Annotated in this window: 21 protein-coding genes; 11 read left to right on the plus strand and 10 right to left on the minus strand. The window is 47.0% G+C overall.

Annotated elements, in window-relative coordinates:
- Positions 1-23 precede the first annotated feature (23 nt).
- Positions 24-1,091: a cytochrome c oxidase subunit II gene (gene coxB, locus KIK04_RS08225; protein WP_232277782.1), complete on the minus strand. Its 1,068-nt coding sequence runs from the start codon at positions 1,089-1,091 to the stop codon at positions 24-26.
- Positions 1,092-1,664: 573 nt separating this feature from the next.
- Between coxB and KIK04_RS08230 the strand changes: the two genes are divergently transcribed.
- Complete coding sequence (locus KIK04_RS08230; RefSeq protein ID WP_232277783.1) at positions 1,665-2,354, plus strand: hypothetical protein; 690 nt, start codon at positions 1,665-1,667, stop codon at positions 2,352-2,354.
- Between the two features lie 280 nt (positions 2,355-2,634).
- Here KIK04_RS08230 and KIK04_RS08235 read toward each other — a convergent pair whose 3' ends face one another.
- Complete coding sequence (locus KIK04_RS08235; RefSeq protein ID WP_232277784.1) at positions 2,635-2,823, minus strand: hypothetical protein; 189 nt, start codon at positions 2,821-2,823, stop codon at positions 2,635-2,637.
- A 252-nt stretch (positions 2,824-3,075) separates the two neighbouring features.
- Between KIK04_RS08235 and KIK04_RS08240 the strand changes: the two genes are divergently transcribed.
- The 4 genes from KIK04_RS08240 to KIK04_RS08255 all read left to right on the plus strand — a co-directional run bounded on the left by KIK04_RS08240 (position 3,076) and on the right by KIK04_RS08255 (position 6,593).
- Entirely contained in the window at positions 3,076-4,221 is a 1,146-nt protein-coding gene (locus KIK04_RS08240; RefSeq protein WP_232277785.1) for a serine hydrolase domain-containing protein, read from the plus strand.
- Positions 4,222-4,346: 125 nt separating this feature from the next.
- Positions 4,347-5,525 carry an MFS transporter gene (locus tag KIK04_RS08245; RefSeq protein WP_232277786.1) on the plus strand — a complete coding sequence of 393 codons (1,179 nt, stop codon included), beginning with the start codon at positions 4,347-4,349 and terminating at the stop codon, positions 5,523-5,525.
- A gap of 64 nt (positions 5,526-5,589) precedes the next feature.
- A complete protein-coding gene (locus tag KIK04_RS08250; protein WP_232277787.1) occupies positions 5,590-6,195 on the plus strand; it encodes a TVP38/TMEM64 family protein in 606 nt (201 codons plus the stop codon).
- 116 nt (positions 6,196-6,311) lie between these two features.
- Positions 6,312-6,593, plus strand: a complete 282-nt coding sequence (locus KIK04_RS08255) for a transposase (protein ID WP_232277788.1) — start codon at positions 6,312-6,314, stop codon at positions 6,591-6,593.
- A gap of 178 nt (positions 6,594-6,771) precedes the next feature.
- Here KIK04_RS08255 and KIK04_RS08260 read toward each other — a convergent pair whose 3' ends face one another.
- Positions 6,772-7,548 (minus strand): sporulation protein, encoded by a 777-nt coding sequence (locus KIK04_RS08260; RefSeq protein ID WP_232277789.1) that lies wholly within the window; start codon positions 7,546-7,548, stop codon positions 6,772-6,774.
- A 330-nt stretch (positions 7,549-7,878) separates the two neighbouring features.
- Here KIK04_RS08260 and mscL point away from each other — a divergent pair, with 330 nt between their 5' ends.
- Positions 7,879-8,376, plus strand: a complete 498-nt coding sequence (gene mscL / locus KIK04_RS08265) for a large conductance mechanosensitive channel protein MscL (protein WP_232277790.1) — start codon at positions 7,879-7,881, stop codon at positions 8,374-8,376.
- A gap of 78 nt (positions 8,377-8,454) precedes the next feature.
- Here the strand turns inward: mscL and KIK04_RS08270 are convergent, their stop codons facing one another.
- From KIK04_RS08270 to KIK04_RS08280, 3 genes are all read right to left on the minus strand, one after another.
- The gene (locus KIK04_RS08270; protein WP_232277791.1) at positions 8,455-8,766 is read right to left on the minus strand and encodes a dipeptidyl aminopeptidase; all 312 of its coding nucleotides are present in this window, start codon (positions 8,764-8,766) and stop codon (positions 8,455-8,457) included.
- A gap of 204 nt (positions 8,767-8,970) precedes the next feature.
- The gene (locus KIK04_RS08275; RefSeq protein WP_232277792.1) at positions 8,971-9,912 is read right to left on the minus strand and encodes a helix-turn-helix domain-containing protein; all 942 of its coding nucleotides are present in this window, start codon (positions 9,910-9,912) and stop codon (positions 8,971-8,973) included.
- A 169-nt stretch (positions 9,913-10,081) separates the two neighbouring features.
- Positions 10,082-10,765: a zinc ribbon domain-containing protein gene (locus KIK04_RS08280; protein ID WP_232277793.1), complete on the minus strand. Its 684-nt coding sequence runs from the start codon at positions 10,763-10,765 to the stop codon at positions 10,082-10,084.
- 299 nt (positions 10,766-11,064) lie between these two features.
- On the opposite strand from KIK04_RS08280, the gene KIK04_RS08285 reads away from it, so the two are divergent.
- Positions 11,065-13,539: an ATP-dependent helicase gene (locus tag KIK04_RS08285; RefSeq protein ID WP_232277794.1), complete on the plus strand. Its 2,475-nt coding sequence runs from the start codon at positions 11,065-11,067 to the stop codon at positions 13,537-13,539.
- 128 nt (positions 13,540-13,667) lie between these two features.
- Positions 13,668-14,405, plus strand: coding sequence for a GTP pyrophosphokinase (locus KIK04_RS08290; protein WP_232277795.1), 738 nt, complete (start codon positions 13,668-13,670; stop codon positions 14,403-14,405).
- Between the two features lie 206 nt (positions 14,406-14,611).
- Here KIK04_RS08290 and KIK04_RS08295 read toward each other — a convergent pair whose 3' ends face one another.
- Entirely contained in the window at positions 14,612-15,451 is an 840-nt protein-coding gene (locus tag KIK04_RS08295; RefSeq protein WP_232277796.1) for a M15 family metallopeptidase, read from the minus strand.
- Positions 15,452-15,785: 334 nt separating this feature from the next.
- On the opposite strand from KIK04_RS08295, the gene KIK04_RS08300 reads away from it, so the two are divergent.
- Positions 15,786-16,874, plus strand: coding sequence for a YheC/YheD family endospore coat-associated protein (locus KIK04_RS08300; RefSeq protein ID WP_232277797.1), 1,089 nt, complete (start codon positions 15,786-15,788; stop codon positions 16,872-16,874).
- A 146-nt stretch (positions 16,875-17,020) separates the two neighbouring features.
- On the opposite strand, the gene KIK04_RS08305 is transcribed toward KIK04_RS08300, so the two are convergent.
- On the minus strand, positions 17,021-18,406 hold the full coding sequence (locus KIK04_RS08305) for a dicarboxylate/amino acid:cation symporter (protein WP_232277798.1): 1,386 nt from the start codon (positions 18,404-18,406) through the stop codon (positions 17,021-17,023).
- Positions 18,407-18,913: 507 nt separating this feature from the next.
- Positions 18,914-19,330, minus strand: coding sequence for a hypothetical protein (locus KIK04_RS08310; protein ID WP_232277799.1), 417 nt, complete (start codon positions 19,328-19,330; stop codon positions 18,914-18,916).
- A 466-nt stretch (positions 19,331-19,796) separates the two neighbouring features.
- Between KIK04_RS08310 and KIK04_RS08315 the strand changes: the two genes are divergently transcribed.
- Together KIK04_RS08315 and KIK04_RS08320 are read left to right on the plus strand one after the other, a co-directional pair.
- On the plus strand, positions 19,797-19,970 hold the full coding sequence (locus KIK04_RS08315; RefSeq protein WP_232277800.1) for a hypothetical protein: 174 nt from the start codon (positions 19,797-19,799) through the stop codon (positions 19,968-19,970).
- Positions 19,971-20,649: 679 nt separating this feature from the next.
- Positions 20,650-21,129, plus strand: coding sequence for a hypothetical protein (locus tag KIK04_RS08320; RefSeq protein WP_232277801.1), 480 nt, complete (start codon positions 20,650-20,652; stop codon positions 21,127-21,129).
- A gap of 68 nt (positions 21,130-21,197) precedes the next feature.
- Here the strand turns inward: KIK04_RS08320 and KIK04_RS08325 are convergent, their stop codons facing one another.
- Positions 21,198-23,675 (minus strand): glycoside hydrolase family 31 protein, encoded by a 2,478-nt coding sequence (locus tag KIK04_RS08325; RefSeq protein WP_232277802.1) that lies wholly within the window; start codon positions 23,673-23,675, stop codon positions 21,198-21,200.
- Positions 23,676-23,712: the final 37 nt, after the last annotated feature.

Genomic DNA, 23,712 nt, shown 5'->3' on the forward strand with positions numbered 1-23,712 from the left:
AGATGCTAATACTACTATAAATATTACTGCTTATTAATCGCCTTCAAAGAATCCAACTTGTAGTTCGCCAAGTAATCAACGATAGCGTCCATCTCTGAATCTGTCAGTGGAACAGCTGGCATCTTGTTAGCTGGCTTATGTTTCTCTGGATCTTTGATCCACTCACGCAAGTTCTCTTCCATCTTCGCTTGGTCAAGTGGTTCGTTCTCGTTATCACGATTTAGCAAAATACCTGCAACCGACTCCCGGCTTCCGATACCCTTCAAGTTAGGACCCATAGAAGGTGCATTATCGATAGCGTGGCAAGACAAGCAGTTTTGTTTGAACTTTTCATTCAATGCTTCATCGTCAGAAAACGGCTTCGCTTCGCCTTTCATGTCGCTTACCCATGCTGTAAATGTCTCGTTGCTGACCGACTTCACTTTGAAGTCCATCAATGCGTGGGAAGGTCCGCACAACTCTGCGCACTTTCCGCGGAATACGCCATCACGATTCGTCTCGATGTACATTTTGTTCTTATTGCCTTCTGGGTTCGTATCCATCTTACCTGCAATAGAAGGAATCCAGAAAGAGTGAAGAACGTCAGCCGTCTTCAACTCAATAGCAACTTTCTTACCTGTAGGAATAACTAAGTCCTGAGCAGTAATAATGCCATACTCTGGGTACTCGAATTCCCACCAGTAAAGGTGTGATGTAACTTTGACCTTAACTGCATCTTTGTCTTTACTGTAGTCTTCTGAAAATTCAAATACATACTTAACCGTTGGAACTGCCAAAATAACCAAAAGGATGATCGGAATAACCGTCCAAATGATCTCCAACTTATGACTTCCCTCAACTTGCTTCGGAATTTCGTTTGATCCCGGCCGTCTACGGTAGCGGATGACGACGTAAATAGCGATACCGAATACAACTATTACTACAAAAGTCATAATCGTAATCGACAACTGCATCAATCCTAATTGCTTCTCCGCTATAGGGCCTTGCGGGTTGAGAGTGGATAAATCCTCGCGACCGCAAGCGCTCAGGAGCAAGACGAGTCCGGCGAACAACGGAAGGAGTCGTTTCATAGCATGCCACCGTTTCATCATTGATCAACCCCACTTTTTACGTTTTCGCAGATTAGCACATCTCTTTGCCCATTCAAAAACTCTGCACCATAAGCATACTGTCCACAGTTAGTGAACATATACGCAATTGTTGCAGAAATGAAGGGCTGCTTGACCTATTTCAGTAGACGCGTAAGCCTTTCCAATCCTTGACTGAACAAAGAAAAGCAGGTCGTCATTCAAGCTTCGATGTCGTAATCCTGTCAATGAAACCAATCACTACCCTTAATATAATTTCCATATATTTATTTGTCAATGATTCCCGCCGAGTTCACAAAGTGTTCAGAAACATGGTTTTTCCCATAAAATCAACACTTGCAAACGCTTTCAGGCGGCTTGGTTTCATGCATTGTTCATGTCGAAATAAGTCGTTTTATGTCGGTTAAAACACCCTCTTTTCAGCACCAATCACCAATTAGAATAATCTATCTGTTATTTCGGAATAATACACAAATGAAATAAGGGGGGATCTCCTTGAATTCGATGTTTACATCAAAAAGGCATGCGACAGTTCACAAGATTGTCATATTTTCCGCCATATTTATCCTTTGTCTCATGGCAACAGCCTGTGCGGAGTACCGCGCGGATAGCGGTAAAGAGCGTGGCGGGCATTCATTGGGCAACTATGGAGACCGCATGACACGCGATTCTCGAATTGCTGAAGAGCGAGCATATTCGGAGCGAGGTGATTTAGAGCAATCAGTACCGTGGGCGAATCCCATGTATGATCACTCCACACGGACGAAGTCCATACAGCCCCATTCTGGGCAATCTGGCAGCGTTCGTGCAGACAAAACGACTAGCACTGCCGTTAGCAAGCTAGCAGGAATTGATGTCGCCCATGTCATCGTCATGGACGGTGATGCATTTGCCTCTGTTACACTAGAGGCTGGTAGCTTAGGTACGAAAGGTCGCGGTGGACGAGCTTCACGCGAGCAAATAGGCATTACCAGTCAACAAAGTGCACCCTACTCACGGGAGCCTGGCTTGACTACGCCGCAGATCGTCACCCCGCACAGCGCTCAGCTTAGCTCTAGACAGAGCGACGGTTTGTCACATGAATTAAAGCAAACCGTTAGTGTCTGCGTGCGCAAATATATACCTGGCGTCCGCCGTGTATACGTGAGCGCCAATGGCACATTGTACAACGAGTTGACGCACTATGTGATGCGTGCGTACCCGCAACAGCAATTACAAGCTGACCGCGCTGAGATTGAACGGACGCTTCGCGACCATTTTAGGTAGCCGAACAGTTGAAACAGGAGCACATGTAGCAAATGCAGCAAGTAATAAATGAAATAAGTATTTCATTACGTTAATCAATCACATGTATGTATGAACGGAATGGTCTGTATGCATAGCTTGTATGAATAGTCTGTATGTGTGGTCTATATGAAAAATGATGAGCAAAATCAGTAAATAGTAAGTGAGCTAGACGCGAGCACCCACAAATAAGCGACATACACGAGGCGCACTACATCGAAACAGTGCGCCTGTATATTTATATATTGTGTTTACTCCTGATCTACGACACGCTGGAGTCCAATTTCCCCAATTCATTCTCCACTAATTGGGTCAATTCGTCTTCATAGCCTCCCATTATCCGATACTTCCGGATATATTCCTTCACAAACTTCCGTGGATTTTTCGGGCGGAAGATGCGAGTCATCTCCAACAAGCTTTCCTTCACTTCGTTGTGACCTTTTGTTGCCATGAAAATTCCCTCCCAAAGCGTTGTAGATCATGCTCCGACTGGAGTACAACTTGAGACTCTTCGCTTCACTTACTGGAATTTGCAACCTTTTAGCCCTATTATATCATATTCAAACGTACTGCAAAAACACACCAACATCACTCGTCTATTTATACGTTGGACATGATAATTATAGCAGCAATTGTTGACGCATAGCCCCATTCATATGACATAATTTAAATTCTAATTGTTATGACGAGGTGTCTAATTAAAATGATAAACGCTCAAATACCCCAAAATGTTTCGTCTACAATATATGTAAACGAGTGGAAACCTAGCTGTCCGACTGAAGTTAATATCGATACGAATCAATTACAGGCTGCAGTTGCATTGCTTGACCCCTTGTTTCCTCGGCTACGCTGTTTCTTATTAGCTCGGAACGAACGTCTCATTACTGAAATATATCGTAATGATGGTGCCCCAGAAGCGCTAAACGACTTGCGGTCTGCAACTAAGAGCTTTATTGCCGCTTTGCTGGGCATCGCCATGCACCAACATCGCATGCATGATGTCGAGATTCCTGTCTTGCCATTACTCGAATCCATTCATCACAAACGTTCTGCTGCTGATCCGTTATGGCAGCAATTGACGATACGCCACTTCCTGTCCATGTCCTCTGGACTCATGTGGCACACTGGCAAACGACTTGGCGAACAATGGATTCAGCGCTTCCACCAAAGCTCAAGCTGGAGAGGATTTTCTTTTCGTTTACCTGTACGCGCACATTCAATCGGTCAATTTCAGTACCGCAGTATCGATAGCCATCTTCTATCTGTATTACTCACCCGTATTACAGGTATGCGCGCGGACACATTCGCAGAGCAGCATTTATTCGGGCCGCTTGGCATTACCAATTATCGCTGGCAGCTATCACCTGACGATGATGCTGCCGGCCATATCGGCCTTGAATTAACAGGCAGAGATATGCTCAAATTCGGCCAACTCTTCCTAAATCAAGGTCAATGGCACCATGAGCACAATAAAAGCGACAGTAACGGCAACATCAATTGCAGTAGCAACGTCGATTGCAACAGCATCGGCAACGTCAATAACAACAATAGCAGCCTAACCTCGACATCTATAATCCCTGCAAACTGGGTGCGCGAGTCTCTCAAGCAACAAATTGAAGGGCTGCCTGCATACGGGCACTACGGCTATCAATGGTGGATTCAGCGGCTACGCTGTGCCCGTAAAAAGACCTACACACATGCCGCCTACGCACTCGGCCATGGAGGTCAAATTATTTACGTGATTCCAAAGTACGGGTTGACCCTTGTTTTTGCGTCTAATCCTCATGTAAATAGATATCGTCATCCTAGGCAATGGATTGAAGAACATTTGCTGCCTGCTTGTCATTAACAAGCAACTTTTTTTATTTTTCTGATTGCTTACAGTAATGTAAGCTGTCAAAAGGCTATGCTTACTGGCAAGTCTTGTCATCAATCGTTATAATGTTAAACAGCTAGATAAAAGGAGCGTTGACAGTGAAAGGTTTACGAGCACTTGGACTAGGCAGAGAAATTGCGCTGTTAGCCGTCATATTATTTATGGTGGAGTTCGTTAGAGGAGCTACGATCGTCAGCTTTATCCCTATTTACGGAAAAGACGTACTTCATATCAGTTTAGCGATTATCGGGACTGCGATTACAGCTCATTACTTAACAGATACGATTCTTAAAATTGGTATCGGTTATTTACTTGATCGGCTATCATCTCGGCTCATCATTAACATCGGGCTACTGATATCCTTAATTGGCGTAAGTCTGTTTTATTTTGGAGAGAATCCATGGGTATTTGTGCTTGCAGCTGCCTTATATGGTGTAGGAATATCTCCCATTTGGCTCGTTTGCCTCACCAAGGTCAACGAAGAACAGCGTGCAGCACAGATGGGTTTTTTATATATGATTTGGCTTGTCGGAATGGGTTCAGGACCGGTCGTATTAAATGTCATTCTTGATCTCAGTCCACGTTCTGCTTTCCTGCTGATCTTGATCTTGTCAGCACTCGCATGGGGCCTTAGCTTTTTCATCTCTGGAGGTGTGCACACTGGAGCACCTGCTTCCCCTGTTCCATTCAAAGAGCAATGGGTAGCACTACGGGAACGAATCAGTGCAATGAAGCCGCTGCTGCCAGGCATGGTGCTGCAAACATTGGGAGCAAGTATGCTCGTCCCTATTTTACCTACGTTTGCCTCAGAAACGTTATCCCTATCAAGTAGCCAATACTCCGTATTGCTGCTCATAGGTGGAGGCTGTACCGTGTTAGGACTTGTTCCGCTAGGCAAATGGTCGGATCATAAGGGGCGCAAGCCATTTTTAGTGATAGGATTTTCGATTTTTGCTATTACACTAGCTTCACTATCATTAACACCGTCGATTCCGTTGGCCTACGCACTGGCGGTTATCCTTGGTATTTCATATGCAGCTGTATTACCTGCTTGGAATGCGCTACTTGCATTATACGTCCCACCTAAGCAAAAGGGGTTAGGATGGAGTTTATTATCAACGGTTGAAGGGATCGGCGTGCTAATCGGCCCTGTGCTAGGGGGCGTTATTGCCAGCTATTTTGCCGCTTCAACGGTCGTATGGGTGAGTGCCAGCTTGTTTGCTGTCATCGCCATTATTTATATTTTGTTCCCTTCACGCTGGTTTGCAGAACGCTAACTACATAGAGGAGCAGCCTTAAAATTAAACTTTTCGAAAAAATGGGAGAGGTGAATATGGTTATATGTGGGAGTGGATGAGTGAACTTATTACCATGCTTAAACAAATTGATAGGCATCAAGTTGCGGATTGGCTGAAGCAATACTCCGAATTAGGGCCGTTGCCAGGCATTCTATTCCCTTTTATTGAAGCCTTCCTGCCATTTTTACCGTTGATCGTCTTTGTCATGGCGAATGCGGCTGCGTACGGCTTAGGGCTTGGCTTTTTATATTCATGGATTGGCTGCTGTGCAGGTGCCTTCGCTATATTCTGGCTTGCCCGCCTATTCGGTGGAAGGTTCGGCGCGTATATCCAAAGGAAGATGCCTGCTTCACAAAAGTTATTTAAGTGGATGCAGGAAAAAGGATTTACTCCCCTCTTCCTGCTCTTATGTTTTCCGTTCGTACCGTCATCGATAATTAACGTGGCCGCAGGGATCAGTACGATTTCGTTCCGCATGTTTATGATTGCCGTAATGGCCGGAAAATCAGTCATGATTTTTATGATGGCGTTTATTGGCCATGATTGGCAGGGCTTTATTACTCAGCCGTGGAGAATTATAGTGGCCTTAGTCGTGTTGTTGGGCTTGTGGTATGGCGGCAAGAAGCTGGAGGCCCGCTATCACATCTAAGCCAGAATAGTTTGAAACGGATGCGGGCAAATTATGAACAGCTTATCAGCGTCAACTAAGCCAAGTCGAATGATTTGCAGCTGAACACGCAGTTCATGAAAGGAGTAAACGCCCGCATGACGAACCAACAATCAGGCATGAACCCGATATCGAAAGAACGGGTGGAAGTTGACGGCATTTACGCAAATGAATGGGGACGCGAGGAATTGCTTTATCGCGGACAAAAGTATCCGGCCGATCATCAGCTCGGAGCTACGGAATGGGAATTGAAGGAGTTTATTTACGATACCCATGCTGAAGGCCATACGGATGAGCGGCTTGTGCCGAAGGCAGATAGCAAGATTGAACCACCTAAGCAGATACATCCACGCAAGCACACGGATCGCGGGGACAAGTAGTATAGGTTAGGTTGTTACGGGTAGCAGTACAAGCAGCACGGATATTATGGATAGTAATGGAAGTTCAGGCAGTGCAGTAATGAGAGTAATGGCAATAACAACATATAATTCGATTTTAAAAAAGCAACAGGGCCTCCGATTTCACATTGGAGGCCCTGTTCAACAGTAACTTCTTATCTTATAGGTGACGGCGAATAATATCAGCCAATTCTTGTGAAAATCCTTCTGCTCCGAGCTCACGCAACTCCTTTAAGCTGCGACGATAACGGACAAATGTTTCGTCCATATCCATTGCCTCTGCAAACAGACCCGCGAAACCACGCGCGCGACGGTCAATTTGGATAAGCAATTCAATGCCCTGTTCCGTTGTGAAGAACATAATTTCCAATTCGTCCAGATCACCACGGAAATGAGATGTTGGCACGAATTCAAACTCTTGGACAAACGGTAAAGAGCCGCCTAAGCGAGCTGCATATTCGCATTCTGCCTTGCGAAGACGAAATCCGAGTCGATTTACACCATCGATGATGATGCTTTGCTCAACAGTCGGTACGACTTCGATACGGTCATTGTCAGTCGGATCTATGGCGCTAGGGATGTCCAGCTCTGTTTTCAACCATACAGGGGCCGTTCCAATCGTTAATGGCACATTCGACGGCAAAATAAAGGAGAACGGGATTTCACGCGCTTCACTCGCTTGGATGGAGAAAGCATCGCTTACACGAAAACGAGCAAGTTCGTGCTGATATGTCGTCTTCCTGTCGTCCACTTCTTTCACATATTGTGACATTAACTGTAAGCGGATACCGTCAATTTGCTGCGCAACTTGTCCACCGTTTAGCTTCACAACACCGCGTACTTCTTCACCTGGCGCATAACGTGCTTTTTCTAACAACGTATCTACCTTGGCAGACCCAATTCCGATGCTAGCTAACATACGATTGAACATAGACATAGCATAAACCTCCTGTTATCGGTTGAAATTTTCCATTTCATGTAACGCCAAGTCAATAAGCACTGCAAATGGAATGTTGTCTACATATTTATGATACTATTACGGTCGATTATCAGCAATTGTTTCAAGCATTAACCCTTAAGCTGATAGTTAAATAATGGGTACGACCCATTCAAACCCGCGTCAGGCTTACTATGAGCAAGCACGTGCTACCATAGCACCATTGACAGTTTGTCCAAAACGGCGTAGCATACAATTTCTCGTCCTTCTTTGCATGAAGACGTGATGAGAAGGTAAATGTAATGAAGAGATGGAAAGGAGGAGCCAACTATGGCCGATTCCAAAATTAAAGGCTTTTTGAATGAGTTTAAACAGTTTGCAATGCGCGGTAACGTAATCGACTTAGCGGTCGGTGTTATCATCGGTGGTGCATTCAACAAAATCGTCACGTCGATCGTGAACGACTTAGTTATGCCTCCGATCGGAAAAGTCTTGGGTGGAGTAAACTTCAAAGATTTGTTCCTTCCTTTAGGAGCAAGTAAAACAGGTGAACCTATCAACTCCCTTGCCCAAGCCCAACAAGCAGGCGTGCCTGTTATTGCATACGGACAATTTATTAACGTCGTAATCGACTTCCTTATCGTTGCACTTTGCGTGTTTCTCGTCGTTAAAGGCATGAACATGTGGCATAGCAAAAAGGGCAAAGAAGAAGCACCAGCCGAGCCAACGACAAAGACATGCCCATACTGTGTGTCTGAAATTCCTCTAGCGGCAACACGCTGCGGACATTGTACATCTGTGCTTACTGAAGCAGAAGCAAAAGCATAATAAGCGAACATATATAAGCCCCTCCGTCCACTGCTTGGCAGTGAATAGAGGGGCTTTGTTCGTTACATTGTATTTAAATTACATCGGGCGATTCGGCTTATTCACCAACAGATCAACCATCATTTTTAAATGTGGGTCAATGACGAACTCTTCTTCGCCGTTGTCCATTTTTTTAATATGAATTTCTGTATAGTCTGTGTCTGCCGCGTTCGGCACGAACGTATAAGTTGCTTCGTCCTCGCAACGCACATCATAGCCCATTGCGCTAAACATCGCTACCAAATCGCTAACGCTCGGGCGCTCCCCTTTAGGAACCATTACAAGTCCCCTCAGCTTAGATACCTCTTTCGTGCCTTTATGTTCAACGTCAAAATGAACGATGTATTCCATGATGAAGTCCTCCTGGTACGAATTGCATTTCACACCTATACGATTAGTTTACCGTTAACATTATGCTGGCTCTTTAATCGTGAAACTATGCACATAAGACGTGAATAATCGCGTGCAACGCATTCGTTATTGTCGATATCATTTATATGGAATACGTTACATAGTCATAAGCGTTGCAGGAACATGTTGTAAACGAAACGATCATTAACGTTCTGAATCATTTTCACCAAAATCGAAATAACGTTTTAACGTTCGCTCGTACCGTTCACCGCACACTTGCTCTAGATCTGGGCCCCACTGCTGCTCTAGTTCATACAAGATAAGTTCCTGCGCAAAATGACCCATCACTAAATCAGTTACCGCTTCATGGCTAGTTACGAGCGCCTTAGCCATACGGCCTTCACCACGAGTTCCGATTATCGCTCGCTTGCGGTCGATGACGATTGAAAATTTACGCTGTTGAGGTTGTGACATACCTTGAAGTGCCGCTTGGGACGAACCTTGAACTTCTTCAGTAGTAGCACTAGATTCATCTTGAATCAAACTTCCAAGATCGGCTTGCTCTTCTCCCTCACCCTTAACATTGGGGTTCCGCCAATGCGCCGTTTGCTTCAGTAACGCAACGCTCCGTTTCACCCCATGCTTATGTTCTTCTATGTCTGCAATCGACCATAGCACGCGCACACCGCGCGCTTCCGCTTGCTCTAAGTCAGTTCTTAGTGCCGTCGCTTCCTCCGGCCAAACATCTGCAATAATCTCAAATTGCGCTTCATGCAGCGCCCGTCTTAACGCATCAGTGACCGCCCGCTCTCCTTCAATGGAGAAGAAGTCCGTGTCATCTGCTTGTGTGGCAGGCATATGCTGCTCCACATAGCGAAGCGATGCTTCCAACCGTGAATTGATCGTTCGTGTTAATTCCTCTGGCTGAATCGATGTATAATAAGACGGCTCACCTTGTCGATGGAGGACGAATCCATGGTCAACAAGCCGTTGCAGGGCTGCATATACATTTGAACGGGATACGCCTAGCTTTTTGGCTGCTTCGTACCCCGTCATTGGCCCCTGCTCGGACAAGCTAACGACGATTCTAGCTTCCATTTCTGTCAATCCGAGTGCTCGTAGATGTTGCACCAGGCTGTCTATCACACGAAATCCTCCTTCGACCTTCCCGTATATGCTAAGTAGACTACCTTCTATTGTAGCGTATCGTACGTTTGTTCGCACTTAAAAAAAGCAGGGGACAAGCCCCTGCCCTTCGCACGTCACGTATATGCTCTGCGCCTATCTATGCTATCTACTCTTTCTACCCAGTCTGCTAAATAAACGGTGTACCGCAGCGCTCGCACCATTTCGCATCAAGCTCCGAGTAAGCTGCACAGTTCGGGCAGCAGCGCGCCGAAAGTTCCGGTTCAGATTTCACATCGATCCGATTACCACCTAGTCGTGTTTGATAGGGCTGAACCGGCTCATCGTCCTCTTCATCGAACTTGTTGTAGCTTGACGGTGTATTCGACTTATTCAAAGTAACATACTTAGGTTCAGCATCTTTTACCTCTTGTTCGTCAAAAATCGTCGTTGACGAGGAGAAGTCGTTATCTGTATCTTCCATTGTAAACGTAGTCTTCGTTAATGCAGTAGGCGGCGGCTCGGGGAGCTTACTGCCGCAAGCTGGACAAAACTTAGAGCTCCATGCGGCAATTTCACCGCATTCGCAGCGCTTCTCATTTTTCAATAAGCTTTGACGCCATTCTAAATCACGAATTTCCCGCTCCAATAACAGATTGGCCTCCACTAGCTGACTAACGTCTGCCTCTGCCTTCACCAAGTTTTCCTTTTTATAAGCTTCGTATACGATTTCACCGATATTAAAAATGTTATGATCAATATCTTTTTGCCGTGTCGAAATCTGCGTCTCAATACGGTTAATTTCGATAACAACTTGAGCTTTTTCGGATGCCTTGGACGCTCCATCCTTTATTTTTTGCAACCAACGGTTCATCCCGGCTCCTCCATTCGCATCTTTCATTAATAAACACATCCTTATTTCAAACATTTAAACGTGATTCTAACAGACGAAACGCCTAATAGTGTGCATCTATGTGAACATATGCTTGACCATTACTAATAATGAGGAAAAACATGTATTCCATCTTTGATTCACCAAAAGTTATAATTAAACCTATTATGCCTTGTCTATTTTAACGCAGATTTGTGTCGAAAGTTGCTGTCGAAAAATCGAACAGATATTAACATAGATATACTAAATGGGTGATTATAACAAGAGGGAGCACAGAGGCAATGACAGAATTACCACGTTCTGAACGTGCAAAAGGCGATCAAGGCTCTAAAAATGATAAGCACGTTAAATATAATGGCACTGGTTATGGTAAACATACGACGGACGGTAAATCTAATGGTACGTCAAACACGCCGCCGGCACAGGCATTATGGGATAATCGCCCGCGCGGCATAGCAAAGTATTGGCCCGCTCCAATGGCCGATGAAATAACGAACCCGCTCACTGAGCCGCGACAGTCAAGCTTGTCACGCCAGAGTGTGCTGCGTGAGCAGCGGCATGAGCTAGGGCATGGTCAGCAGAGCGAGCAGTTGCGTGGGCAGCGCCACGAGTTGGGGCACGGGCAGCAGAGTGGGCAACATAGCGAGCAGCACGAAGCGGATTTGCTGTTTTTCGCATCCCTTGAAAAGCAGGGGATGCGCTTGCACAGCGCACAGCGCGATGCTGTACGCCATCATGCAGGCCCGCTGCTCTGCCTTGCAGGAGCAGGCTCTGGCAAGACGTCGGTGCTTACAACCCGCGCAGCCTACTTAATGGCCGTTCACGGTGTGGCGCCAGAAGCACTGTGGCTAGTCACCTTTACGAACAAGGCTGCTGCGGAAATGCGTGCGCGCCTTGGCCGCCTGCCTGGCGTGACCTACAAAATGGCACGCAACGTTCAGGCACGCACATTCCATTCCTTCGCGCTCGCCTTGCTGCAAGCCTATGCACCACCATTCACACTGCTCGCGGAAGAACGCGCTCGACACGGGTTTATGAAACGTGTGCTGCGTGAGTTGCGCTTGCATGATTCGCTGCAAGCAGAGACCGTATTGGCGGCACTTTCTGCCCTAAAGGCACGTATGCTGTCACCCGGGGAATGGAAGCCGACGGATATGACGGAACGTGACATGCAGCGGGCTATGCTTCGCTTTGAGGAGCAAAAAGCAGAGCGTTCGTTGAAAGATTTTGATGATTTGCTCGTTGATATCGTTCGCATGCTGCAAGAAGATGAGGCACTTCTGATGCGGCTGCGTCGTCGTTTTCGGTACGTTATGGTTGACGAGTTTCAAGATACGACGCCTGTGCAATATGAATTGATAAGACTCGTTACGAAGGACAGCCGCAATCTGGCTGTATTCGGGGATGATGATCAGACGATTTACACGTTTAATGGCGCTTGCCATAAATATATAACGGAATTTAAAGCTCGTTACACCGATGCAGTGCAAGTGACGCTAAGCTGGAATTTTCGCTCAACAAAGCCGATTGTCGGACTAGGGAACGCGATTATTCGTCATAACAACGAACGGCTTGCGAAGACGATGGTTGCTGTAGCACAAGATGCTAATTCTAGCACCGTCCCAGCGGCTCCGCTCTACGTTAACCCACGTGATGCGGACGATGAAGCGCGATTCGTCGCAGAACGAATTCAAACACGCGTCGCGAACGGCGCAAGGCCGTGGAGTGACTTCGCGGTATTATACCGCACCGCGCAGGCAAGCCGCGCTGTGGTGGAGTATTTCACCATGCACGAGATCCCGTTCCGGCAATTCGGAGCTGAGCCGTTGTTCTACGATCACGGGCTTGTTAGACCGCTTATCGATCATTTGCGGTTGGCGCTTCAGCCGCGGAACTTCAACGCCTTAGAGAGCGCCGTTGCCGCGCTGTACGTTTCCCGTGATGCGGGAATGACGTATATACGCGATGCGGATCAGCAACAGGCCAAAAAGTACCCGCTCGTCCATCTACAATCATGGACGCAGCTGGCCGACTTTCAGCGCGAGGCGGTTAAACCGCGCATTCGTTATATAAAAAAGCTGGCCGCAATGAAGCCAGCGCTAGCTATTCGCGATATGCGGCGTGAATTTTACGACAAGTATACGACGGCTCTTTCCGGTGAGCAGGCGACCGCTCATCAGGACAGCGCCGCTGAAACGCTGGAAGAGCTAGAAGCGTCCGCTAAGCGCTTTGACACAGTTGAAGCTTTTTTGAATCATATTGACCGCTTAGCCGCAGCGTACGCGGAAGTTCGCAAGCATAACGATGAAGATGCTGTCACGCTAATGACAATTCATCGTGCCAAAGGATTAGAGTTCCCAGAAGTATTTATGATCGGAGTCTCAGAAGGCATTCTGCCTCACCGGACGGCACTGCGTGACAAAGCGCCCGCCGATAAGCAAGCAGCGGCGAGCTTGTCCGCCAACGGCAATGAGCGTATTGAGCGCAGTGAGCTCAATGCGCAAACCAAGCGTCTCAACCACGTGCAGCACAGGCAAGGTGCAGGCTCCATCTCTAAAGGCAGCATGGCACCGTCAGGAGCATTAGAATCCGCATCTACTTCAGACAACTTATTGGAAGAAGAGCGGAGGCTTGCCTATGTAGCCGTAACGAGAGCTCGTGAGCAGCTTTATATTAGCTCGCCTGCACTTGTACACGGACAGAAAGCTGAAATTAGCCGCTTTATCCGAGAAGCTTGGACGTTATCAGCACAGTAAATGGAAAATAAGCGTATGACACAGATCATTAGTTTTGAAATGAAGGCAACTTTTCCGTTACAATAGAATAGTCGCAGAGATGTGATGCATCTGTTACCTGCACAATACGTTTGTTTGAGGGGATGCATATGTCTAAACAGTCTGAATTGATCCTGAATCAATATGAACAAGTAAAAGAGTTGCCTACTCTTTATCAATTGGCTCTAGAGCAGTTGGAGACCAAGATGAAAGTTATTCAAGCTGAATGGAAATTACGCAATGGCTATGCCCCATTTGAGCATATAAAAACTCGTTTGAAAGAGCCGAACAGCATTTTCAACAAATTGCAGCGTAAAGGTTTTCCTTTAACACTCGATTCGATTGTGAACAAAATTTATGATGTAGCTGGCATGCGCATCGTTTACGCATTTGTTAAAGATATTTATTTAATACTAGAGCATCTACAGACGCGGAACGACATTCGTATCGTCGAGATTAAAGACTATATCGCAGAGCCGAAGCCAAATGGCTACCAAAGCTTGCACGTTATTGTCCAAGTTCCACTCGTATTGTTCGAAGACGTACGATGGATTCATGTTGAAGTACAAATGCGTACGTTGGCGATGGATTTTTGGGCTAGTCTAGAGCACATTATATTTTATAAATTCGAACAGCAAGTACCTGCACATGTAACGAAAGAATTGACTGACGCTGCCAATGCCGTCGGTGAGCTCGATCGCAAAATGTTGGAGCTACGCAAAGAAATATTGTCCTATAACAATGAAGAGTGGGCCGAAGGTGTTCGCAGCATAGCGGTAAGCAATGGGGCTGATCATAACGAAACGAACAAGGAAAAGGATAGCAACAGCTTTTCTTGGACATCTTAAGCGTGATGCAAAAGGGTGTCGTAACAGACATCTCTCGCCGGAACAACACGGATTCCGTTAGTGCACGAATGAAGTAACGAGCAAGCAAATGCTAACTCGTCGTTCACATCGTTAATTAATAAGCTTGTTACAACATAAAGAGAGCCTGATGCGGAACGTAAGCTGTCCGCCAATCAGGCTCTCTTGTCTATATATTAATAAACGTATTATTGCAAAAACTGCTCCAACGTTGTTTGCTGCTCATAAATGGCAGCAGCAGCTGTCTTGCCAACGTAGCGAATATGCCACGGCTCATATATATAGCCAGTAATACTCTCCCCTTGTTGTGGATATCGGATAATGAATCCAAACTCATGGGCATGTTCAGCCAGCCACTTACCTTCTACTGTATCTCCAAAATGCTGTTCCAATTCGTTGTTCGCACTCGGGCTCGATACGTCCATCGCCAAGCCCGTCTGATGCTCGCTTGATCCTGGAACGGCACTCACACGCGATGCATACTGCTCGCCTTTCGTGTTCACGTAGTGATTATAGAGCGACTGCTGACGCTTATAAGAGCGATAGCCGGACACAGCATTTAGCTTCATGCCGTCTTCTTTGGCTTTCGCAAACAGCTCCTCAAGCGCTGTTGCCGCTACTTGTCGCAGCTGGCGCTTCTCATGCGGCCCTTTGAATGAAAATGGCACCTTAGGCTCTACTAAATCACTTGGCGTGTATCCATCTGGTAAGAAACGCTTTTTATTGACGACAACAAGCTCGGATTCTGCGTTTGTGACGACAGCTTTGCCGACCTTATTTTCAGTCGTACTGGCCAATGTATGCTTCGCTTTCAAACGCTCCACCTCTCCTTGTCCATTACTAGCCGCGTTATCCTTAGCTAAATCTCCCGTTTGCGATGTAAGAACTGGATCTATTTGTTCTTGGCCGGCTTGTCCAGCTGCCTTCACTTCCTTAGATGGTATTTGTTCACTCTGACATCCACTCAACACAATCGCTGTACCAAGCGCAAAAGCAAGGCATTTTGCTGCCATTCCGTTGTTGCTCATGCTAGCATCCCCTCTCCCAGTCTAGTCATTAGTAGATTAGACTAAGAGTCTATTATATCATTTTCTCCCTCTCTATTAGAACTATCACTAGACTTAATAAGTCGTTCGCCTATTAACAAAATAATAGAACCTCTCCCATCATAGCTACACGTTTCACATTTATACGGTTATACGGCCATCTGATTATACGTTTATATGACTACGCGGTTATGCGGTCATATGCCCTAGCACCTTTGACCATACAATGATATATGCTATTACATCATCCCCCCTATATAAACCTCGCCTTAACTCCTCACTCGCATGCGCAGCATCTATTAAAAGGAGGCGCAAAATGAGCACAAAGCAAACCGTGATCGGCATTCTCTCCTACCGCAATGGTACTCGATTTTTTGAGCCAAAGATGTTCCGTGAATGGATAGCTGCCGGAAAATCGTTAGGAGTGAGCGTGTATATATTTGACTCTTACGATGTACGCGAGAAATCACGCCAAATTTATGGCTTTACCCATAACGGCAAGGGCTGGGTAGGCAAGCTGCAACCTTGGCCAGATATCGTTATTGATCGACGACGCAGTAAAATTACACCTCACTACCGCGCCTTACGGCGCAAGAAGCTATTTCCCTTTATCAATGGACCTTTTATTTCAAAATTGCCCGCGACTAAGATGTTCGCCGCAGACGACCGCACGGCTCGGTGGGTGCCAGAAACAGCCCCGTATACTGCGAACAACCTCAAGCAGTTGGCCGCAAAATATGCAACGATATATGCGAAACCGAGCAACGGTACAGGGGGCTATGGTGTCGTGCGTATTAAGCGTACGAGTACGGGATCGTACTTAGTGTGGGGGCGACAACGTAATGCTCGTTTGCAGGAAATCAAGTTTAAAAATATAGCTGGAGTTAACGGATGGTTGCTCCATTGGTCGCGCAATCAGCGTAGAGGTACAGGAGGGTTTATGCTCCAGCAAGGCATTAATACGGAACATATTCCCAATCGCTCTATTGATGCCAGACTTATGTATCAGCGGGATGCGGAAGGAAAATGGCAAACGACAGGTATTGGCATGCGCATTAGCGCTGAGCGCAGTCCGAATTCCAACTTGATTAATCGCAACAGTTATGGCGCTAAATTCCGCCCCTTTTTAATTGAACGGTTTGGCGAAGCTCGCACGGACGAAATTGAAAAAGATTGTGAAGAACTAGCTAAGCAGTTAGCCGCCGTTATAGATAGTCGTGGGTTTAAATTATATGAAATCGGAATCGATCTCGCAGTCGATGTTGATGGGCGTGTCTGGCTAATTGAGGTTAACCCCAAACCAAGCAGAGATATATTAATTACGGTTGGCGATCATGCGGCACATCAAAGAGGACTTGAACTTCCGCTGGAGTATGCGATGTTTAAGGCTCGCCAACACCAATAAGAAGCATGGGACGACGCAAAATGAGAAGCATAACGCAATCCATCATTTTTGAAGCATACGTTCATTAAGCCAGTTAGCAAAAAGAAGCCAAAAAAGAAGCCCGTTCACTCCTACGCGGAGAAACGGGCTTCTTCATTCTTTAAACTTTAAACAGCAACTGTCTTCTTGCCGTGACCTGCTTCGTTACCGAAGTCAATATCATCGTCTTGCTCACTATTAAACGCCGCGCGATCAAATTCACCTTCGCTGTTGCCCACTAAGAGTGCAGCAACCGTCGTTCCAGTCGCATTGACCGCTGTCCGCGCCATATCGACAATCGCATCAACTGCCAGCACGAGGGCAAAGCCTTCGATCGGCAAGCCTGCTTGCACGAGGACAACTGTCGTCGAAATGGAGGCCGGGCCTGGTACACCAGCTACCCCAACCGACGCCAATGTTGCTGCGCCGATAATTAACAAGTAATCCGCGATGTTCAAGTCTATGCCGTACACACGAGCAACGAACACCGCTACGATTGCTGGATAAATACCACCGCAACCGTTCATATTAATCGTTGCCCCAAGTGGAGCAACGAAGCTCGCAACTCGATCAGACACTTTCATCCGTTTCGTAATCACTTCCAAGTTAACTGGCAGCGTCGCATAGCTGCTGCGTGTCGTAAAGGCAACCGCAATCGTCGGATACGCCTTCTTGAAGAAACGAATCGGGTTCACGCGCGCTACAAACGTAACGAGTACACCGTATGTGACGAGCATATGAATCAAGCACGCTACGTACACCGCTACAATAAACCATGCAAGCTCCTGTATTGTAGCTAACCCATATCGAGCTGCCATGGCTGTCATTAAGCCGAATACACCGTACGGCGTCAATTTAATCACAATCTTCGTCACGCGGAACATAATTTGCGACAGCGATTCGAAAAATGCTCTTACCGGCTGCACACGCTCCGGATTTCGTGATCCTTCAATAATAATAGCGATAGCGATAAACACCGCAAAAATGATAACTGGAACGACTTTACCCTCTGCCATTTCGTTAATCGGATTCGATGGCACCAGATCAAGCACTACTTCTTTAAATGTCGGAATTTCACGCTGCTCGAACTTCTGCAACGCTTCTGCACTTTGACCAATTCCTGCACCTGGGTCAATCACAAGTGCCGTACCTAAGCCAATCGCAGCTGCAATTGCTGTTGTAGCAAGGAAGATCGCGATTGTCTTTGTGCCTAGCTTTTTTAACACACTCGCATCTTTAACCGATGTAATGCTCGTAATAATGGCCGCAAAAACGAGCGGAATAACGACCATTTTAATTAAGCTTACATACACAGAGCCAATGATACCGATATCTGCCGAAGCTTTACCAAAGACCGCACCTACGGTTAAACCGAACGCCATCGCGAGTAGTACGCGCGTTCCAAAGCCGACCTTTTTCTTAGCTAACCACCATAGCACTATAACTAATAGAAACGCAGCGCCCCAACTTGCATATGTGGACCAATCCTGCGTTGAAATCCATGATTGATTCATCTTTATTTTACCCCCTTAAATACCTTCAGCCTTTGAACAAGATGCTAATATTAATAATTCCTACCTGTTTAATAGGTATTATAAAAAACAAGTGGCCCTTACGTCAATAACTTTTTTATAGTGCATATATTTTCCTGAATAGAGTGGTTTAAAAAATCTAGATGTTCGCTGATGTTCGCTATATAACGTTACATGTAGGGTATGGATACTTGAACAAATTTAGAAGTGTAACGAAAACGATGAACATGGTAGATCGAGTTATGAGTGGGACAAACATACACTGCTATACGCTGATCATAAAGTCATTTGATAGGATGGCTAAGCTTCATAAGCATAGCTTGTACAAGTCAGACTTCCTTATTAGGCAAGGCAGCAACAGAGGATGGTAACGCACAAACCAATAGCAAGCAGCAATAGTCTAGAATAAGGGCAGAAACTTCTGCCCCTCTTCTTCACACCGTACCTAGTTAGAAAAGACCACTGGTTCCTAGAGGCGCAAATTACTCTTTAATGCTCTTTAATAAACACAACTCGATCATGATATAAAAAATACTGTCTCCACTCTGGCCCAGGTCTGCGATACCTTTCCCGCTCAATAAGGCCTCCAAGCGGTACGGTAAGAAAGTCGCCTTTAATAAACCCCCTATTTCCATCAATTTTTAAAATATGCTTCCAGCCGCCCTCTTCTTTTTCAACAATCCAGCCTTCAGGAAGAGGATAATCATACTGAATCACTTTTTTTTCCACAAAGACAATTCTTCTCTTCTCACCCAATTCTCTGGCAATGACCCAACCATCTGGAAGTCGCTCCCTAGTCGCAATCACTTCTTTTTGATCTTCAGGTTGTGCCCCTATGATCCAAATAAGGCCCGTTCTCGTACTATTACGAGTAAATATGGCCCATCCAAAAGGTGGATTATCCATATAGTAGTGAGCCCATGCTATTGTTCCGTAATGAGGCAATCGTTCAGAGACTACATTCGCATTAATAGACTTGGGTGCAGATTTAAAATCTTATGCCTGAACACCAACAGTTGAAGCTAATAAGCCTACCGATACGAGGCAGCCTACTAAAGCTTTTTTCATTACGCAATGCACCTTCCCTAAAATAGAATGAGATAAAACACAACCTATACTATGTCCAGTACTCATGAGGTATTACTTCTAAATTTGGAGGATGGCTTGCGTCTATTATGTTCGGTGACATGTGTGGACGTTCCAAAAGTCAAAGGACCGAGAAGCATTTCTTTTGACTATAGTATGCGGGACATTTGAGGCGACTAGATGGCTGTATGGAGGCGTTATTCATGGTGCACAAGTGGTTCGGGATTACAATTTCATCATTTGTTTAATCGGGATTGGCGTATGTGCACAGGGAGGGCTCCAAAAATTGGAGATACATCGAGCATGGTTCGGCTATCTTATTGCATCTCGCATTGCCACCGCTTCGCTTACACGCAGATACGAAAATGGGTGTAGCCTAACAGCTGTGGGCTGTCGGGTTGTTGGGCTGTTGGGCTGTTGGGCGGGCTGCCCAGCTGTGGGCTGTCGGGCAGCTACATAGCTGTTGGGCGGGCTGCCCAGCTGTGGGCTGTCGGGCAGCTACACAGCTGTTGGGCTGTCGGGCGGCTACATAGCTGTTGGGCGGGCTGCCCAGCTGTGGGTTGTCGGGCAGCTACACAGCTGTTGGGCTGTTGGGATGCCCGGCTGCTCAGCTGTGGGCTGATCGCCTCTAATGGCTGCCACAGGTGCTATTTGCCCAAATTTACACGGTTTCGATTTCTAACGGATGCCAGAGAGCTTATTTGATGATCTGACATGTTAATTCAGCCATTTTCATAGTAATAAGCGCTACGATAACCGTTAGATTTCAAATAGGTTCTCATTAGTAGAAATAACGACTGTGGCAACCGTTAGAATCGAAAGGGACATTGCGACTGCCCTCAAAAGTCATACCTCACTGAGGGCAGAGTGTTTTTGCAATGGATTTAGAAAAAGATACGGCACAGACTGTACTATGAAATGAGAGTGTACAAAGACTACGGAGAATCAGGAAATCTGTATGAGAATTAGGAGTTCTGTATGAGCATCAAGAGCTCTATATGAGCATCAGGCATCCGGGTCAATATCAGCAAGCCAAAGAATGGCTTTAGAATTAACGAAGGCTGCAAGCTTCTTGATTCGCCACATGGTGGAGCCAGAGTGTGTCTTAGGACAAGCGAGAAACAACCGAGGTTCTTGGGGTGCTTGAGGTGCTTGAGGTGCTTGAGGCGCTTGAGGCACTTGAGGTACTTGAGGTGCTTGAGGCGCTTGAGGCGCTTGAGGCACTTGAGGCACTTGAGGCACTTGAGGCACTTGAGGCGCTTGGGCGCTTGGGGCGCTTGAGGCGCTTGAGGCGCTTGAGGCGCTTGAGGCGCTTGAGGCGCTTGAGGCGCTTGGGGCGCTTGGGGCGCTTGGGGCGCTTGAAGCTCTTGAGATTTTCAGTGTCTACTGCTTCGCTGCTTAGCCAAAGTAAATTTGGAGGTTGGGCAGCTTTCGCTCGCCCACAATATGCTCAAGTCGGGCACGATGACACAAAAAGCGCAAGTTCTGGGGCTGATATAGGGAACTGGAATGACCCTATAGCCTCAGGACCTGCGCTTTTTTCATCTAATACCGATGTAGATTTGGTGGTAGGTCTGTCTCACAGCAATAAAATCTACTGTAGAGTCAGACCCAGTTAGCACTATAAAGTAAGTCATAACGAATACTGACCATATTAATGGTTAGAATTCATCTTGAGTAGCTTGAGTTAGCCTTGAATACGAAGGCTGCGGCTCTCGACATCATCGGATACCGTGATGTTGAGTGTATCGCTAGCTGCTTCGTACGTCCAAGAAGCAGCGCCTTCAACGGCTGTCGGCTCAAAGCCGAGGTGCTTCATCTGGAACGTAAGCTGCGTACGACGCGCTGCGAAGCCATGGTTTGCGTAGCTGTAGCTAAGCGCAGCTCCATTTGCTTCACGGGAAGCCGTTACGCGCAGCACGTTGTAGCTGCCTTGCTCGAAGGCAAACGTTACGCCGTCATCCTCATACAACGTGTATGCGGATTCGCCTTCAGCTGCCAAGCCGTAGCTCGTAAACGTGATCGCATCGCGCTCAGCGTCGTCTTTACGATCGTCTGCATGCAACTTCGCCAAGCCCTCTGTGATGATGCCGCCTTCCTTCACGTAAATCGGCATCTTCTCAAGCGGTGCATCCGCCAAAATCGCACGACCACCTTCGTGACGCTCGCCTGTCCAGAAGTCGTACCATACGCCTTCTGGCAAGTATACGCCACGGAACGTTGTGCCTGGACGCAAGATCGGCGCAACGAGCATATCGCTACCGAACAAGAACTGGTCGCACATGTTCGTTACGTTCGGATCGTGCGGATATTCCAGCACGAGCGGACGAATAACAGGCATGCCTGTCTCTGACGCTTCACGGAACAACGTATACAAGTGCGGCATCAAGCGGTAGCGCAGCTCGATATAGCGACGGTTGATGTCCTCAACCTGCTCACCGAATGACCACGGCTCTTGACGAATCGTACCGATGTTCGAGTGGTTGCGGAAGTACGGGAAGAATACGCCCATCTGCATCCAACGCGTAAGCAATTCTGGTGATGTATCGTGCGCGAAGCCGCCAACGTCCGGACCTGCGAACGCCAAACCGGACATCCCCATGTTAAGCACCATCGGAATCGCCATCGACATATGCTCCCAGAAGCTGCGGTTGTCGCCTGTCCATACTGCTGCATAGCGCTGAATTCCGCTATAGCCAGCGCGCGTCAATACGAATGGACGCTCGCCGTCGATTTGCTCTTTCAAGCCCAGATACGTTGCACGCGACATCAGCATACCGTACAAGTTGTGCAACTCTTCATGCGTCATCGGTTTGCCGTTATTTTTGTGCATAACGTCCAGATCCATCGTCTTCGACTCGTTAAACACAGCTGGCTCGTTCATGTCGTTCCATACGCCACGAATACCGAGCTCTGTGTAGAAGCGGTGCTTCTCGCCCCACCAATGGCTTGCTGCATCATCTGTAAAGTCAGGGAACGCACTGTCGCCCGGCCATACTTTGCCGATAAACAGGTCGCCTTCTAGCTTCGCACAGAAATGACCAGCACGTACGCCTTCTTGGTAAATCGGGTAACGCGCATCCTGCTTCACACCTGGGTCCACGATCGGAACGATGCGAATACCCATTTCAGCTAGCTCGTTCATCATTGCTTCTGGATCTGGGAAGCGGTCTTGATCAAACGTAAATACACGGTACTCATCCATATAATGAATGTCGAGATATATAACATCACATGCAATTCCTTTTTCACGGAATGTGCGTGCTAGTTCCAACACTTCTTGTTGTGTCACATAGCTGTAACGGGATTGATGGTAGCCAAGCGCCCATTTTGGCGGCAAGGATACACGTCCTGTCAACGCTGTGTAACGTTGGATAACGTCTTTCATGTCTGGTCCAACCATCAGGTAAAGATCGAATGCACCGACATGGGAAGCGACGCGATATTGGTCGCCGTGATGGCGCATATCGAAGTCAGTCCGACCTGGGTTGTCCAAGAACAACCCGTAGACGCTGCCTTGATTCATATGCAACATAAACGGAATCGACTCATACAACGCCTCGATTTCTGGCACGTGCGGATCGAAGATGTCTGAGTTCCACATCGTGTAACGCTCACCGCGCTTATCAAGGAAGCTCGTCTTTTCACCCAAGCCGTACACATGCGACGTTTGCGGCATATCAAGCCAAGCTGCCGTTTCGCCGCGCTTCGTCCAGTTCAGCTTGCGCGATTGCGCCAAAGCCTTACCTGTCGCATCTTCCAAGCGCCAAGTCAAATCGGACTTCACAATAACGAGACGTGCATCGCTTGTTGCGCAAACGATTTCACAATCGGTTTCAGTAACCGATACGGCTACATTACCATCGATTTCTGTCGCCTCGTTGCGGAAAGCGCCAGACTTCAAGTTCTGCTTGCGCTCCTCTTCACCAAGTACGCCCGCAGACGTCGTCCAATCGATCGCTTCGCCGCGTTTGAACAAACGAATGCGTACCATACCTGTATTCAACCAGCGAACGCCCCACACTGCACGTTCACCATGAACAAGTGTAACTCCCTCTGTCTGCTCCAAGCGCACAAACGCGCCCGGCTTCATCGCCGTGTTGTCTCCACCCTCATTATTCCCGTCAGCATGCTGGTCCGGATGAATTGCTTCACTTGTCAACATATGCCTCTCTCCTTCTTTATCCATAGTGCTTCTATCT

The organism is Paenibacillus sp. 481, assembly GCF_021223605.1.
In the GTDB taxonomy this organism is placed as follows: Bacteria; Bacillota; Bacilli; order Paenibacillales; family Paenibacillaceae; genus Paenibacillus_B.